This window comes from Hydrogenophaga sp. YM1 (assembly GCF_016903055.1).
In the GTDB taxonomy this organism is placed as follows: Bacteria; Pseudomonadota; Gammaproteobacteria; order Burkholderiales; family Burkholderiaceae_C; genus Hydrogenophaga; species Hydrogenophaga borbori.
In genome coordinates this window covers 2,537,464-2,552,310 of the sequence record NZ_CP070223.1, presented here as the reverse complement: position 1 = coordinate 2,552,310, position 14,847 = coordinate 2,537,464, and the positions used below count along the sequence as shown (strand labels likewise).

At 73.5% G+C, this 14,847-nt stretch carries 16 protein-coding genes; 6 read left to right on the top strand and 10 right to left on the bottom strand.

The genetic code is table 11. The features are described 5' to 3' along the window. Window positions 1-72: 72 nt before the first annotated feature. The gene (locus tag JNX00_RS11910) at window positions 73-1,020 is read right to left on the bottom strand and encodes an LD-carboxypeptidase (RefSeq protein WP_070398468.1); all 948 of its coding nucleotides are present in this window, start codon (window positions 1,018-1,020) and stop codon (window positions 73-75) included. Then, window positions 1,017-2,402 carry a tRNA adenosine(34) deaminase TadA gene (gene tadA / locus JNX00_RS11905; protein ID WP_204742398.1) on the bottom strand — a complete coding sequence of 462 codons (1,386 nt, stop codon included), beginning with the start codon at window positions 2,400-2,402 and terminating at the stop codon, window positions 1,017-1,019. Before tadA ends, JNX00_RS11910 begins: the two co-directional genes overlap by 4 nt. A gap of 90 nt (window positions 2,403-2,492) precedes the next feature. On the opposite strand from tadA, the gene opgC reads away from it, so the two are divergent. Then, entirely contained in the window at window positions 2,493-3,626 is a 1,134-nt protein-coding gene (gene opgC / locus JNX00_RS11900; RefSeq protein ID WP_204742397.1) for an OpgC domain-containing protein, read from the top strand. Window positions 3,627-3,650: 24 nt separating this feature from the next. Here opgC and JNX00_RS11895 read toward each other — a convergent pair whose 3' ends face one another. Both JNX00_RS11895 and JNX00_RS11890 read right to left on the bottom strand, forming a co-directional pair. Further along, entirely contained in the window at window positions 3,651-4,484 is an 834-nt protein-coding gene (locus tag JNX00_RS11895; protein WP_204742396.1) for an SGNH/GDSL hydrolase family protein, read from the bottom strand. Beyond that, window positions 4,481-5,107, bottom strand: a complete 627-nt coding sequence (locus JNX00_RS11890) for an FMN-binding negative transcriptional regulator (protein WP_204742395.1) — start codon at window positions 5,105-5,107, stop codon at window positions 4,481-4,483. Before JNX00_RS11890 ends, JNX00_RS11895 begins: the two co-directional genes overlap by 4 nt. Window positions 5,108-5,252: 145 nt before the next feature. Here JNX00_RS11890 and JNX00_RS11885 point away from each other — a divergent pair, with 145 nt between their 5' ends. Further along, entirely contained in the window at window positions 5,253-5,453 is a 201-nt protein-coding gene (locus JNX00_RS11885) for a hypothetical protein (RefSeq protein WP_070398472.1), read from the top strand. A 15-nt stretch (window positions 5,454-5,468) separates the two neighbouring features. Here JNX00_RS11885 and JNX00_RS11880 read toward each other — a convergent pair whose 3' ends face one another. The 3 genes from JNX00_RS11880 to JNX00_RS11870 form a co-directional block, all read right to left on the bottom strand. Next, window positions 5,469-7,103 carry a long-chain-fatty-acid--CoA ligase gene (locus JNX00_RS11880; protein ID WP_204742394.1) on the bottom strand — a complete coding sequence of 545 codons (1,635 nt, stop codon included), beginning with the start codon at window positions 7,101-7,103 and terminating at the stop codon, window positions 5,469-5,471. A 67-nt stretch (window positions 7,104-7,170) separates the two neighbouring features. Continuing rightward, window positions 7,171-8,160, bottom strand: coding sequence for a Bug family tripartite tricarboxylate transporter substrate binding protein (locus JNX00_RS11875; RefSeq protein ID WP_070398474.1), 990 nt, complete (start codon window positions 8,158-8,160; stop codon window positions 7,171-7,173). Between the two features lie 127 nt (window positions 8,161-8,287). Further along, window positions 8,288-8,749, bottom strand: a complete 462-nt coding sequence (locus tag JNX00_RS11870) for a MarR family transcriptional regulator (protein ID WP_070398475.1) — start codon at window positions 8,747-8,749, stop codon at window positions 8,288-8,290. Between the two features lie 104 nt (window positions 8,750-8,853). Between JNX00_RS11870 and JNX00_RS11865 the strand changes: the two genes are divergently transcribed. The 4 genes from JNX00_RS11865 (at window position 8,854) to JNX00_RS11850 (ending at window position 12,442) form a co-directional block, all read left to right on the top strand. Then, on the top strand, window positions 8,854-10,014 hold the full coding sequence (locus JNX00_RS11865) for an acyl-CoA dehydrogenase family protein (protein ID WP_204742393.1): 1,161 nt from the start codon (window positions 8,854-8,856) through the stop codon (window positions 10,012-10,014). Beyond that, window positions 10,011-10,499 carry a PaaI family thioesterase gene (locus tag JNX00_RS11860; RefSeq protein ID WP_204742392.1) on the top strand — a complete coding sequence of 163 codons (489 nt, stop codon included), beginning with the start codon at window positions 10,011-10,013 and terminating at the stop codon, window positions 10,497-10,499. Before JNX00_RS11865 ends, JNX00_RS11860 begins: the two co-directional genes overlap by 4 nt. A 28-nt stretch (window positions 10,500-10,527) precedes the next feature. Further along, complete coding sequence (locus JNX00_RS11855) at window positions 10,528-11,430, top strand: hypothetical protein (RefSeq protein ID WP_204742391.1); 903 nt, start codon at window positions 10,528-10,530, stop codon at window positions 11,428-11,430. Between the two features lie 70 nt (window positions 11,431-11,500). Beyond that, entirely contained in the window at window positions 11,501-12,442 is a 942-nt protein-coding gene (locus JNX00_RS11850) for a RibD family protein (protein WP_204742390.1), read from the top strand. A 3-nt stretch (window positions 12,443-12,445) separates the two neighbouring features. Here JNX00_RS11850 and JNX00_RS11845 read toward each other — a convergent pair whose 3' ends face one another. Genes JNX00_RS11845 through JNX00_RS11835 form a run of 3 tightly spaced genes read right to left on the bottom strand, consistent with a single transcriptional unit; the run spans window position 12,446 to window position 14,835 of the window. Further along, on the bottom strand, window positions 12,446-13,300 hold the full coding sequence (locus tag JNX00_RS11845) for a class I SAM-dependent methyltransferase (RefSeq protein WP_204742389.1): 855 nt from the start codon (window positions 13,298-13,300) through the stop codon (window positions 12,446-12,448). Beyond that, a complete protein-coding gene (locus tag JNX00_RS11840) occupies window positions 13,294-14,397 on the bottom strand; it encodes a glycosyltransferase family 4 protein (protein ID WP_204742388.1) in 1,104 nt (367 codons plus the stop codon). The genes JNX00_RS11845 and JNX00_RS11840 overlap by 7 nt, the downstream gene beginning before the upstream one ends. A 12-nt stretch (window positions 14,398-14,409) precedes the next feature. Next, window positions 14,410-14,835 (bottom strand): 6-carboxytetrahydropterin synthase, encoded by a 426-nt coding sequence (locus JNX00_RS11835; protein ID WP_070398480.1) that lies wholly within the window; start codon window positions 14,833-14,835, stop codon window positions 14,410-14,412. Window positions 14,836-14,847: the final 12 nt, after the last annotated feature.

Below are 14,847 nucleotides of genomic sequence, written 5' to 3'. Positions count from 1 at the left end.
CGCGCTTCGCGCGTCCCCCGCAAGGGACGGCACCGACGGCCCGACGAAGCCGGTTCCGTGGTGCCTCCGGGCTCAATGCCCGTGGTGCCCATGGGGCTCATGCCCCCAGAAGATCAGCGCGTCGCGCCCCTCCACCACCAGATCGACCGTGCGGCCCACGGGCAGAAGCACTTTGGTGGGAACGTGGCCGAACGGCAGCCCGGTGTAGATGGGCGTCTTGGTCTTCGAGCGCAGCCATTGCGTCACGGTCTTGAGCGAGAAGCCCCGGTCGTAGCCCGGCACCGGCTTGAAGCGGTTGAACGCCCCCAGCAGCACGGCCTTCTGCGCGTCCAGCACGCCCGCCAGCAGCAGTTGGGTGAGCTGGCGCTCCAGCCGGTACGGGTGCTCACCCACGTCTTCCAGGAACAGCACCCCGCCTTTCACGGCCGGCAGGTATGGCGTGCCGACCAGCGAACACAGCACGCTCAGGTTGCCGCCCCACAGCGTGGCCTCGCGCACGTGCCGCTTCGGCTTGGCGGCGTGGGCCGGGGCGTCGGCCGCTGGCAGCGTCCAGCCCGAGCCCTCGGCCGACCCATCGAGCAGGTCGCCGAAACAGGCCAGCATGATCTCGTCGGGCTCGACCTCGGGGCCGAAGTCTTCGCCCAGCGCCGGGCCGGCCCAGGTGCTGGCGCCGGTCTTGGCCAGCAGCGCCAGCTGCAGCGCGGTGAAGTCGCTCAGGCCGACGAAGCGCGTGCCTTTTTCGATCGCCTTGGCCAGGGCCTTGTAGGGCAGCTCGGGCAGGAGGCGGGTGAGCCCATAGCCCCCGCGCGAGATCAGGGCCACGTCGGCACCGCTGGCCGCCGCGCGGCCGATGGCGGCCAGGCGCGTGGCGTCGTCGCCCGCGAAGCGCATGTGGGCACGCAGGGCGTCGGTGTCGATCTCGACCTCGTGGCCCAAGGCCTTGAGGCGCTGCACGCCGCGGCGGAACGCGGCCTTGTCGCGCACGGCGCTGGCGGGAGAGTAGATGTAGATGTGGCTCATGGGTTCGGGGATGAAAAATGCGCGAGCGCCGCGCGCGCGATGGGCCCACCGTGTTCCTGCACGAAGTGGCCGGCCTGGGCCAGCAGCAGGGGTTCGGGGCAGCCTCGGATCTGCTCGCGCAGCGCGCGCATGACGGGCTCGCCGAGGACCGGGTCTTGCTGGCCGATGGCCATGAGGCTGCGCCCCTGCCACTGCTCGCGCCAGAAGCGGCGCGCCTCGCGGCTGACGGCGGCGCCGTCGCTGCCGGGGAACTCGGGGACCATGGGCGGGAAGGCGCGCAGCGCCGCGCGGTGGCCCTTGTCGGGAAACGGCGCGTCATAGGCGGCGCACTCGGCTTCGCTCATCTGCGGGTTGCCGCGCGCGAACAGGCGGCCGACCGAGAACTCGGGCTTGCTGGCGCACATCTCGCGCCAGGCCAGGAAGCCGGGCGACAGCGGCGAGTCGCCCGTGGCCAGGGTGGTGTTCATTACCAGCAGGCCGCGGTAACGCCCGGGCGCGGCCGGCGGCAGGGTCAGGCCCAGCAGACCGCCCCAGTCCTGCACGACCAGCACCACGTCGCGCAGGTCCAGCCGCTCGACGAATTCCAGCAGCACCTGGCGGTGCCAGGTGAAGCGGTGGGCCGCGTCCTTCTTGGGCTTGTCGCTCTTGCCGAAGCCGATGAGGTCGGGCGCGACCACGCGGTGACCGGCCGCCAGGAACACCGGCAGCATGTGGCGGTAGAGGTAGCTCCAGGCCGGGTTGCCGTGCAGGCAGAGCCAGGTCAGCGGGGCGTCGCGCGGGCCTTCGTCGAGGTAGTGCAGGCGCAGCCCGTTCAGCGCGGGCAGGTCGCTCAGGTACCGGGGCGCCCAGGGGTAGCCGGGCAGGCCCTCGAACGCGGCATCGGGCGTGCGCAGCGCGTCCTCGCGCAGGGGGTGGGGGTTCATCCGCCGCTCCTTGAAGAAGCTGCGCAGCAGCTCGGCGCCCTGCTCGGCCAGCACGCCGCCCCGCACCTGGGTCTGGTGGTTCAGTGGCGCCTGGGCGAACAGGTCGATCACGGAGCCGGCCGCACCGGTCTTGGGGTCGCTCGCGCCAAAGACCACGCGGTCCAGCCGCGCGTGCAGCATGGCGCCACTGCACATGGCGCAGGGCTCCAGGGTCACATAAAGCGTGCAGCCATCGAGCCGGTAGTTGGCCAGGCGCCGCGCGCCCTCGCGCAGGGCCAGCATCTCGGCGTGCGCGCTCGGGTCGTGTGTGGCGATGGGGGCGTTGCGGCCGGTGGCGATCACCTGGCCGTCCTTCACCAGGACCGCGCCCACCGGCACCTCGCCGGCCTGGGCGGCGGCGCGGGCTTCGTCGAGCGCCAGGCGCATGAAGGCTTCGTCGCGTTCCGGGCTCGGCGTCATGCGGGCGAGTGTAGGCGAGCGCGCCGAATGCCCCCTGGGGCCCTCGCGCTCTGGCATGATCCTGGGTTGCCCAGGGAAAACCCTCAACAAATGACCGCCCCCCGCGCGAGCGGCCGGCAGTGGGAGCTCGACGCGCTGCGCGGCCTCATGCTGGTCCTCATGACCCTCACCCACATGCCGACCGGCTTCTCGCCGGTGCTGAGCCAGCCGTTCGGCTTCGTCTCGGCGGCGGAGGGCTTCGTCTTCCTGTCGGCGCTGCTGGCCGGGCGCGTGTACGGGGCGCGCGCCGAGCGGCAGAGTTTCGCCGAACTGCGCGGCGGCCTGTGGCGGCGCGCGGGCCGCCTGTACCTGTGCCAGCTGGCCCTGTTGCTGCTGGCCTTCACCCTGATCGCCTGGCTGGGCGTGGTGCGCCACCAGGGCGGCGTCACCGGCCTGCTGGAGTACTTCTTCATCGCCCCCGCCAGCGCCGTGGGCGCGGCCCTGGTGCTGCTGCACAACCCGCCGCTGCTGGACGTGCTGCCGCTCTACATCCTGTTCATGTTGATCACGCCCTGGCTGCTGGCGCACGGCCGGCGCCACGGCTGGCGCGGCCTGCTCTGCGCCAGCCTGCTGCTGTGGCTGGCCGAGCAATGGGGCCTGGGCGCGGCCCTGCACGGGCTGGCGGCGTCGGCCGGCTGGCCCGTGCCCTACAAGGACATGGGGGCCTTCCACCTCTTCGCCTGGCAGCTGCTGTGGGTGGGCGGTCTGTGCCTGGGCACGCGCCGCCAGCCCTGGCCGCGCGTGCGCTGGTGGCTTTGGGGACCGGCGCTGCTGCTGGCCGGCAGCACCCTGCTCTGGCGCCACATGGTGGGCCAGGACCCGATGCCCGGCGTGCCGGCCGTGGCCGCGCTGTTCGACAAGTGGTCCCTGGGCCCGCTGCGCCTGCTCAATGGCGCGGCCCTGGTCGTCCTGCTGCTGGCCAGTGCGCCCCTGTGGCGGGCGCTGCCCCGCCCGCGCCCGCTGGAGCTGCTGGGCCGCCAGTCGCTGCCGGTGTTCTGCGCCCACCTGGTGATCGTGCTGTTCACCCTGGCCTTCTTCGGCTCGGTCGAGACCCTGCGGCCCCGGCAGACCGACGCCCTGCTGCTGGCCGCCGCCTTCGCCGGCCTGTTCGCGGTGGCCCTGGCGGCGCAGTGGCGCGACCAGGGCGGCCGCCGGCGCCCACGCCTGGCCAGCGCGCTGCGCTGAGCGGCGGGGCGGCGGCCCGCCGTGTCAGAGCTTCAGGCGTGCCGCGATGAGCTCGCGCCAGATGCCGTAGCCCGTGGCGTTGAGGTGTAGGCGGTCGGCGCCGAACAGGTCGGGCCGCGGCCGCCCGGCCTCGTCCAGCATGGCGCCGTACACGTCGATGAAATCGAGCTGCGGGTGGCCTTCGGTGTAGGCCTTGACGAGCCGGTTGGTGGTTTGTATCGCGGGCAGCAGCGCCTCGCGCGCCGGGCTGGGCTTGATCGAGACGAAGGCGATGCGCGTGTTCGGCGCCGCCTGCAGCACCTGCTGCACGAAGCGCTCGTAGCGCAACAACACCTCGGCCGGCGTGGCGCCTTCGTCCAGGTCGTTCTCGCCGGCGTAGAGCACCACCTGGCGCGCCTGGTAGGGCAGCACCAGCCGATCGACGAAGGCCACGCAATCGGCCAAGCGCGAGCCGCCAAAGCCGCGCTTGATCACCACCGGCTGCTGCTGGAAGGCCGCTTCCAGCTTGTCCCACAGGCGGATGGAGGAACTGCCCACGAACAGCACCCCACCGGGCGGCGGACGGGCCAGCCGGTCCTGTTCGGCAAAGGCCTGCAGGCTGCTGCGCCAGCGCAGCTCGGCCGCTGCCATGTCGAATGGGGCGGGGTTGGGTGTGGGCCGTGCGGCCGGCGCGGCACCGACCGGCGGCGGCAGGTTCACCAGGCGCTCGACGGCGCTGGTGGTGGCGAGGCCGGCCGGCGTGGCGCCAGTCGAGGCGGGCGAAGCGGGGGCGGCGCCTTGCGCCGAGGCCAGCGGGGCCAGCGCGGCGCCGAGCGCGCACGCGGCCAGCCGGCGGAACATCGCGGAGCGGTCGTTCATGTGTCGGGGGTGCCCAGGCCGAGCCGGCGCATCCAGCCCGCCAGGGCCTGCGCCTGCTCGCCGCCCTGTTCGTACAGGCGCAGCATCGCCGCGTGGGATTCGCGGCGGTGCTGGTTGAGCTTCACCTTGCAGCGAAGTTCCAGCACCCGCAGCTCCATGGCGTGGATGCCCTTCATCATGTTCTGCTGGAAGTCCTCGGGCAGGCCACGCCACTGCTCGGCGTAGGCTGGGTCGTGGTCGTGGATGAGGTGCTTGAGCAGGCGGTCCTTGTCCTCGAAGGACTCGATGAAGCCCACCTGCACGCGCGCCTGCACTGTCAGGTAGTTCCAGGTGGGCACGCGCTGCAGGTCGGGGTAGACGCGCGGCGTGAGGTAGGCTTGCGGGCCGTTGAACACCACCAGCGCCTGGGGCCGGGCGCGCAGGTGCGCGGCCTGCGGATTGGGCTTCGCCACATGGCCGAGCAGGGTGAGGCCGCCGCCCTCTTCCAGCACGTGCAGCGGCAGCGGCGTGACGAAGGGAAAGCCCTCGTCGTCGGTGGAGATGAGCTGCGCGAAGGGGTGCGCGCGCATCAGCTCGAGCGCGATCGCGGGGTCCTTGGCGGCGAATTGGGGCGGTAGGTACATGCGGCGGGTGGACCGGGGGCGGGCCCAGGCCCGGTCCATCCAGTGGATTGTTTCATATGCAATCGGCGCCGCCGCCCGGTGTGTTGCCGCTGTCACGGGGGGAAACCATGATCGGCGCCAACACCCGTCGCCGCCGGAGCCTCCCATGCCGAACCCGTTCAAGTCCCTGTCGCTGACCCTGTTCGCCGGTGTGCTCCTGTGCCTGGCTTTCGCCGTCGCTGCCTGGCGCACGGGGCGGCTGGCCTGGTGGGGCGCGGAAGGCCTGGCCGTGGTGGCGCTGGTCGGCGCCTTGCGCCTGCGCCGCCGGTCCCGCCGCGTGGACCCAGAGCGCTGGGCCAGCTTCTGACGGTTCGCACCGGTCTCAGCCGCCGCTGAACACGCCGCCGTAGCGCTTGCGCAGCTCGTTCTTCTGCACCTTGCCCGTGCCGCCCACGGGCAGCGCGTCGAGGAAGACCACGTCCTCCGGCACCCACCACTTGGCCACGCGCTCGGCCAGGAACGCCAGGATCTCGGGCTTCTCCAGCGCGGCACCGGGCTTGCGCACCAACAGCAGCAGGGGACGTTCGTCCCACTTGGGGTGCTTGATGCCGATGACCGCCGCCTGCGCCACCGCCGGATGGCCGGCGGCGGCGTTTTCCAGGTCGATGGAGCTGATCCATTCGCCGCCGCTCTTGATCACGTCCTTGGTGCGGTCGCGGATGGTCATCACGCCGTCGGGCGCGATGGTGGCGATGTCGCCGGTGGGGAACCAGCCGTCCACCAGGGCCGTGCGATCGGCCTTGTGGTAACGCTCCACGATCCACTGCCCACGCACCATCAGCTCGCCCTGCGACACGCCGTCGCGCGGCAGCGTGGCGCCCTGCTCGTCCACCACCTTGATCTCGATGCCCGAGACCACCTTGCCCTGGCGCGCGACGATGGCGTGGCGCTCCTCGGCCGGTCGCTCCCAGTCGGCGGCGCTCAGGTTGCTGAGCGTGGCGATGGCGGTGGTTTCCGTCATGCCCCAGCCGTGGCGCACCTCCACGCCGTAGGCCTCGTTGAACTTTTCGATCAGCGCGCGCGGCATGGCCGAGCCGCCCACGCAGGTGCGATGCATGGTGGAGAAGCGCAGGCCGCCCTGCTCCACGTGCTGCAGCAGGCCCATCCAGATGGTGGGCACGCCGGCGCTGATGGTCACCTTCTCGGCCTCCATCAGCTCATACAGGCTGGCGCCGTCCAGGCGCGGGCCGGGCAGCACGATGCGCGCGCCCGCCACCATGGCCGCGTACGGAATGCACCAGGCGTTGATGTGGAACATGGGCACCACGGGCAGGACGCTCTCGCGCGTGGACAGGCCCAGCACGTCGGGCAGGCAGGCGGTGGTGGCGTTGAGCACGATGGAGCGGTGCGAATACAGCACGCCCTTGGGGTGGCCGGTGGTGCCCGAGGTGTAGCAAAGCACCGCGCCGGTCTTCTCGTCGAACTCGGGCCAGTCGAAGGTGTCGGGCTGGCCGGCGATCAGGTCCTCGTAGGCCAGCGGCGTGGCCGCCGCCGGGCTCGGCGTGTCGGGCAGGTGCTCACGCTCGCTCAGGCAGACCCAGGCCAGCACCCGCGGGCACTTCGCCGCGATGGCCTGCACCAGCGGCGCGAAGGTGCTGTCGAACAGCACCACGCGGTCCTCGGCGTGGTTGAGGATGTAGACCAACTGCTCGGGGTGCAGGCGCGGATTGCAGGTGTGCATCACCATGCCGCTGCCCGAGACGGCGTAATAGGCCTCCAGGTGGCGGTGGTTGTTCCAGGCGATGGAAGCGACTGCGTCCCCGGGCTGCAGGCCCAGGCCGCGCAGCGCGTTGGCGAGCTGGCGCGAGCGCCGCGCGATCTGGGCGATGCTCAGGCGCACCGTGGGACCGTGCGTCTCGCGCGACACCACCTCCTGCGTGGCGTGCTGCGCGGCGCCGTGTTCCAACAGGCCCGAGATCAGCAGCGGGCGGTCCATCATCAGGCCGGGTTTGAGCATGGGGGTCTTGTCTCCGTAGGCTGGTCCCGGGCGTGCGGTGCGCCCGGGAAGTGGGTGGTGGTGCCGCTCAGCTGTCCGCCGTGAACCCGATGGACTTGACGATCGGCCCCCAGATTTTGATGTCGCGTTGCAGTGCGGCGGCCAATTCCGAGGGCGTCGAAGGGCTGGACTCCATGCCCGCGCTGTGCAGGGTCTCGATCACCTCGGGCGCCTTGAGCGCCTGGTGCAAGGCCGCGTTGAGGCGGCGCACCGCCTCGTCGGACGCCTTGGCGGGCAGGTAGAAGCCATACCACTCGTCGAACACCAGGTCCTTGAAGCCCTGCTCCGCCAGCGTGGGCACCTGCGGCGAAAAGCGGCTGCGCTTGGCGCCCGAGCTGGCCAGCAGGCGCAGCTTGCTGTTGGGCGTCATGTGGCTGAGGAAGGTGCCCAGCGGCGAGCACAGCGCGGGCAGGCTGCCGCCGATGAGGTCCTGCAGTGCCGGCGTGGAGCCCCGGTAGCCCACGTGCGTGACCTCCACGCCCGCGGCGCGGCCCAGCGTCACGGCGGTGAAGTGCAGCGTGGAGCCGGTGGCCGGCGAGCCGATGTTGGCCTTGGCCGGGTTGGCCTTGAACCAGGCCATGAGGCCGGGGATGTCCTTCACGCTCTCCGGCACGCCCGGGCCCACGGCGATGCCGTAGTCGAAGCTGGCGCCCATGCTCACCGGCGTCACGTCGGCCGCCGGGTCGTAGGGCAGCTTCTTGTAGGTGAAGGGGTAGACGCCCAGCATGGACATGGGCGTGAGCAGCAAGTGGCTGCCGTCGGCCGGCGCGCCCTTGAGCGCGGTCACGCCGAGCTGGCCGCCCGCGCCGGCGCGGTTTTCCACCACCACCGCCTTGGCGTGGCCGGCCTGCACCAGCTTCTCGCCCACCTTGCGGGCCAGGGTGTCGGGCGTGGTGCCGGCCGGGAAGCCGACAAAGAGGCGCACGGTGTCGGCGGCCTGGGCGCGGGCCAGGGGGGCGGCGCCCAGCAGCAAGCCGGCGCCGGCGGCGCCGAGGAGGTGGCGGCGGTGAAGGGGCATGGGTTTGTCTCCGGTGTGATGAACTCAAATTGTCAACCTTGGTTGACTTAATGGATTCTCAAACCGTCCACCGGACGCGTCAACCCGCCTGGGGCGCTTCGGCGCCAGGGCTTTCCCTAGTCGCCCGTCAATCGCCTTCTGGCGCGCCCATTTCCGGCCAGGGCAAGGCCAGGATGCGGCGCAGCTCCTCCACGTTGTCCTTGCCGATGTGGCGGGCCAGCTCCTCCTCCATGCGCACGAAGGCGGCGGCGGCTTCCTCGGACATGCGCCAGCCCTTCTGCGAGAAACGCAGCAGCTTGACGCGGCCGTCCTCCTCGCTCGGCACGAACTCCACCAGGCCCAGGCGCTCGGCCTCCAGCGCGAGCTTGTGCACGGCCTGGCGCGACACGCCCAGCCGGCGCGCCAGCTCCGACAGGCCCAGCGGGCGCCCGCCCAACTGCGCGAACAGGCGGTTCATGGCGGTGGTGAGGTGCGGGTAGCCCTCCAGGTGGGCCCCCTGCACCACGCGCGCTTCCATCCAGTCGGATCGGGCCATCAGCAGGTGGCGCAGCAACTGCTTGTGCGGGGTGGCGGTCGGGGTCTTGGGCATGGGTTTCCTCGGGGCTCGGTGGGCGAGCGTGGCAGAGCCGTCGTATTTGTCAACCAAAATTGACAAAATAGCAGTTTCAAGCCAACCACCCGAGGAGATTGTCCATGTCCCACGCCAGCCGGCCCCTGTTCGGCCCCGAGCACCAGAGCTTTCGCGACCAGGTGCGCCGCTTCTGCGAACGCGAGATCGCGCCTCACCACGCCGATTGGGAGGCCGCGCACGGCGTGCCGCGCGAGCTGTGGCGCCGCGCCGGCGAGCTGGGCCTGCTGTGCGCCTGGTTGCCCGAAGCCGACGGCGGCCCGGGCGCCGACCTGCTGTACGACCTCATCGTCTGCGAAGAACTGGGCCGCATCGGCGCCACCGGCCCGGGATTTCCCCTGCACTCGGTGATCGTGGCGCCCTACATCGCCCACCACGGCACGCCCGCGCTGAAGGCGCGCCTGCTGCCCGGCATGGCCAGCGGCGAGCGGGTCGGCGCCATCGCCATGACCGAGCCCGGTACCGGTAGCGACCTCGCGCGCATCCGCACCCGGGCCGAGCGCGACGGCGATCACTGGGTGATCCACGGCCAGAAGACCTTCATCACCAACGGCCATCACGCCGACGTGGTCGTGGTGGCCTGCAAGACGGAGCCCGAACGCGGCGCGCGCGGCGTCTCGCTGTTCGTGGTGACGGCCGACACGCCCGGCTTTTCGCGCGGACGCAAGCTGCACAAGATCGGCCAGCACGCGCAGGACACGGCCGAGCTGTTCTTCGACGGCGTGCGCGTGCCGGCGGACCACCTGCTGGGCGAGGCCAACCAGGGTTTCCGCTACCTCATGCAGGAGCTCGCGCAGGAGCGCCTGTTGGTGTCCGTGCAGTGCCAGGCGCGCGCCGAGGCGGCCTTCGAAGGCACCGTGCGCTACACGCAGCAGCGCCAGGCCTTCGGCCAGCGCGTGGCCGACTTCCAGAACACCCGATTCCAGCTCGCCGGCCTGTGGGCCGAGCTGCAGGCCGGGCGGGCCTACTGCGACCAGCTCATCGCCCGCCACCTGGACGGCGGGCTGGACGCGGTCGACGCCTCGGCGGGCAAACTCTGGCACTCGGAGCTGCTGGGCCGGGTCACCGACACCTGCCTGCAGCTGCACGGGGGCTACGGCTACATGGCCGAATACCCCATCGCCCGCGCCTACGTCGACGCCCGCATCGAGCGCATCTACGCTGGCACCTCGGAAATCATGAAAGAAGTCATCGCGCGCGCCGTGTGCGACCAGCCCGCCCCATGAACCCCAGCCGCTTCGGCAACCCCGACCAGGCGCTCATCCAGCGCTTCCTCGACCAGGGCGCCCTGCCCCTGCCCGTGGACTCCAACCCCATGGCCCTGGCCCTGGGCGCCACGCTGGTGGCGCTGGAGCGCGAAGCCGGCACGGTGTCCATCGATTTCCAGCCCCAGGCCCTGTTCGTGCAAGGCACGGGCGTGCTGCAGGGCGGCGCGCTCAGCGCCATGCTGGACTTCGCCATGGCCTTTGCCACGCTGGCGCGACTGCCGCCCGAAGGCAGCTGCGCCACCACGAACATGAGCACCGCCTTCCTGCGGCCCGCGCCGCTCGGCCGCTACCGCGCCAGCGGCAGCGTGGACCGCTGCGGCAAGGCCCTGGCCTTCGCCCAGGCCCGTCTGCTGGAAGCGGCCAGCGGGCGGCTGGTGGCCACGGCCTCGTCCACCCTCGCGGTGATCGGCCCGGCCTTGCAGCCGCGCGGGCCGGTGGGATGATGGCGGACCCCGGTCCCGCCAGCCCGCGATGGCCTCCTTCGTCCACCACCCCGCTTTCCAGAGCCTGCTGCTGCCGGCGCTGCTGTGCCTGGCCTGCCTGGGCGCGCTGCGTGCGGGGCTGGGCACCGCGCGCGGGCCCTGGGTCTCGCTGGGCGCGGCGCTGGGCCTGGTGTTGGCCCTGGCGGCCTGGCCCGGCCTGAACTGGCCGGCGTCCACCCAGGCGCACAAGCTGCCCTGGGTGGTGCTGGCGAGCCTGTTGGCCATGGTCCTGGCCCTGGCCAGCACGCGCCCCGCCGCCCGCCACCATCCGATGTGGCCTTGGCTGCTGGCGGTCTTGGCCTGGGGCGCCGCCTCGGCCTGGCTGCTGGGGCTGGCCTCGCCGCTGCGCCTGCTGCTGGCGGCCGGCGGCGGCGCGCTGGCGCTGGGCGTGTTGGCGTGGTCCACCGAAGCGCCGGGCGCCGAGCCCACGGCAGCGGCCGGCTCGGCCGGGGCCTTGGCGGTGCTGCTGATGGGCCTGGTGGGCATGGGGGTCCTGGCGGGTTCGCTGCTGCTGGCGCAGTTGGCGCTGATGGCGGCCGTCGCCACCGCCGTGCTGGGCCTGTGGGCCTGGATCGGACCACGCGCGGGGGTGCGCGTGGGGGCCGCCGCGCTGATGCCGCTGGCCAGCGCGGCCCTGTCCCTGCTCTGCCTCAACCTGCTCAGTGGGCAGGTGCCGGCGGGCGTGCCGGCCCTGCTGCTGCTCGCGCTCACGGCGCCCTGGTGGCTGGCCCGCCGGGCCGGGGCCGCGCGGCACTGGCGCTGGCGGCCGCTGGTGGTGGCGCTGCTGGCGGCCATTCCCGTGCTGGCCGCGCTGGGCTGGCAGGCCATGTGGCCGGGCGATGCGGGCGCCGGCGCGGCCGGCGACGACCCCTACTACACGCCGCGCTGGTGAGCGGCGCCCGCGCCGCCATCGGGGCCGGCCCTGGGTAGGCGTTCGGCGAACCCGATGCGATGATGGCCGCATGCCGTCCAGCCCCCGGTCCGCGCGCCCTGCCCCAGCCCCCAACGAGCCCGGCTCGGCCGCGCTGTCGGACGTGCCGGCCGACTGGCCGGCCCTGTGGGAGCAGGTGCTGGCGGCGCGCGAGGGCCGCGCGGTGCCGGCGTCCCGGCGCGCCACGCTGGCCTGGCGGGCGGATGCCGGCTGGTGCATCCGGGGCCCGGTGAGCGCCCGCGCCGCCGCCCTTTTCGATCTTTACAAACCCTTGCTCGACGCGCGCGCCGCCCGCGACGCGCCCTGGGTGGTGGCCCAGATGGGCCAGAGCCTCGACGGCTTCGTGGCCACGGCGACGGGCGACTCCTACTACGTGAACGGGGCGCACAGCCTGGTGCACCTGCACCGCCTGCGCGCGCTCTGCGACGCGGTGCTGGTGGGCGCCGGCACGGTGGCCATCGACAACCCCCAGCTCACCACGCGCCGCGTGCCCGGCCCGAACCCGGTGCGCCTGCTGCTGGACCCCGAGGCCCGGCTCGACGGCACCTCGCGCGCGCTGCGCGATGGCCAGTCCCCCACGCTGTGGCTGTGCGACGCACGCCACGCGGCCCGGGCGCGCGAGCGCCTGGGCCGCGGCGCGCCCGGCGCCGAGGTGCTGCCCGTGGCCGGACTGAGCGCGGGGCCCGGCGAAGCGCGCGGCCCCGACGCGCGGCGCCTGCTCGCCGCGCTGGCCGAACGGGGTCTGCGCGTGCTCTTCGTGGAAGGCGGCGGCGTCACGGTGTCGCGCTTTTTCGCGGCCGGCGTCCTGCAGCGGCTGCACCTGTCGGTGGCGCCGGTGCTGGTGGGCGACGGCCGGCGCGGCCTGCGCGTGCCCGCGCGCGAGGTGATGGCGGAGTGCCCCCGCCCGCCCGCGCGCCTGGTGGTGCTGGGCGACGACATGCTCTGGGATCTGGACCTCGCGGCGCTGGGCTGAGCGCTACGCCGGTACCGCCAGCAGCTCCAGGTGCCCCACGCGCACGCGCCCCGTGGCCGCGAGCGCCAGGCGGCGCTGCCGCCACGCCCCCACCCGCGCCGCCTGCGAGGGGTCCTGCTCGGCGGCGGCGCGCGCCATGCCCTCGATCAGCGCGCGCTGCAGGGCCAGGCCGTCCCCCCCGATGCGCCAGTCGCTGCGCGCGAGCCGCACACGGTAGCCCTGCTCGCGCAGGCGCGCGGCCAGCTGCGGCACCGCCCGCGCGCCCAGCGCGGGGCCGAAGCCCTTGTCGCCTTGCTGGTGGGCGGCGAAGAGGCGCTGGATGGCGCCATCGTCCGCGTCCGCCGGGCCCCAGTGGTGGTGGCCATCCACGCTGAGCGACAGGAGCAGCGGCACGCGGGCCGCTGCCGCCAGCGCGGCCAGTTGCTCCAGCCAATCGGCCCCCACCAGATCGAGCAGGGCCGAGGCGGTGACCAGGTGGGCCGCGTGCCAGGGCAGCGTGGGCAGATCGCGCGCGAGGTCGATATGCCGGCGCACGATCTCCACGCCGCCGTCCCGCCATCGCAGCCGGTCGCCCGCGATCGGTTCGAATCCGGGCCGCGACGCCCATCGCCGCAGCAGCGCGGCGTCGTGGTCGAGCACCAGCCACTGCTGCGCGCCGCCCAGGCGCGGCGCCAGCCAGCGCAGGTTGGCGCCCGTGCCGCAGCCCAGGTCGATCACGCGCCAGGGGCCGTCGGCGGGCCGGCATGCCAGCAGGGGTGGCAGCAGCCGCGCGGCGGCCGTGTCGCGCGCGGCCGCGTCGAAGGGCTCGCGCAGCGCGAGCCAGCCGGCGCTGAAGCGCGCGCCGCGGGCCTTCACCACGCCAGCCCCCGCACGCGGTCCAGCACGGCCTCGAAGCGCTCGGCCTGCTGGTCCCAGGACGGCAGCGCCCGCGCGGCCTGCCACGCGGCGTCGGCCCAGCGTTCGCGCAGGGTCCGGTCGGCGATGGCCGTGGCCAGCGCGGCCCGCCAGGCGCCCGCGTCGCCGGGCGGCACCAGCAGGCCGGCCCCCGCCGGCACGGTGTGCGCCAGCGCGCCCGCGCGGCTGGCCACGATAGGCAGGCCGTGCATCAGGGCCTCGTTGACGACCATGCCGAAGCCCTCGTGCAGTGAGGCCAGCACGAACAGGTCGGCGCTGGCGTAGCGCGCCTGCAGCACCTCGGCGCTCAGCTCGCCGTGCCAGTGCACCCGCTGCGCCAGCGGACCGCCCGCGGTGCGCGCGTGCAGCGCGGCGGCCAGCGCCGGGTCGCGCGCGGCGCTGCCCACGCAGTGCAGCGTCCAGTCGAGCGCCAGCAGGCCGGACAGCGCGTCCAGCAGCACGGCATGCGCCTTGCGCGGGGTGAGCGTGGCAACGCAGAGCAGCTGCACGCCGCCGCCCTCCGGGCCGGCACGGCCCGGCGCACCCGCGCCGGCCGCGGTGAAGCCCGGCGCCGCCACCGCATCGTTGCCCGGTTCCACCACCGTGATGCGGTCCGGCGGCACACCCAGCTCGGCCACGTCCCGCGCGGTCTGCCCGCTCACCGCCACCACCCAGCGCGCGTGCCGCAGGGCCGCGCTTTCGCGCTCGCGCAGCGCCTGGGCGGCGGCCGCGTCCAGCCCGGTTTCCAGGTGCAGCGGGTGGTGCACCAGCGCCAGCCAGCGCAGCCGCCGCGCGTGCGGCGCCACCACCTCGCCCAGTGCGCCGAAGGCCAGGCCGTCGGCCACCACGCACTCGCCATCGGGCAGCGCGGCGATGGCGCGGCGCGCCTCGGCCAGGCTGGCTTCGTCGGGCCGGGGCCAGGCGCCGTCCAGGCGCAGCCATTCCACCGAGGCGCCGCGCGCGCGCAGCGACTCGACCAGCCGCCGGTCGTACCGGTAGCCGCCGGTGAGCGTGCGCCAGTCGCCCGGGATCAGCAGCCGGCAGTGGCGCGCGGCGGGCATGCGTGGGGGCCCTCAGGCGGCGGGCAGCGCCGCCTCGTACGAGGCCGAGGCCACATGCGATTCGTTCAGCGTCACGCGCATCGCCGCCAGCCCGCCCGTGGCGCCGCCCGGCACCGCGTGCGGGCCCAGCGCGCCGGCGGCGATGCGCGCCGCCAGGCGCTCGAACAGGGCGTGCGCCAGGAACTCGGTGGTGGTGTTGCGGCCGGCGAACTCGGGCGCCTCGTCGAGGTTGCGGAAGTTCAGCCGCGCCAGCTCTTCGCGCAGCAGCTGCGTGGCCAGGCCGATGTCGACCACCAGGCCGTCCGGGTCCAGCGCCGGGCGGCGCAAGGCCAGGTCCACCACGTAGGTGGCGCCGTGCAAGGCCTGCGCGGGGCCGAAGACCGCGCCGCGGAAGCTGTGCGCGATCATGAAATGGTCTCGGACGGTGAGCGTGAACATGCGGTGGGGTCG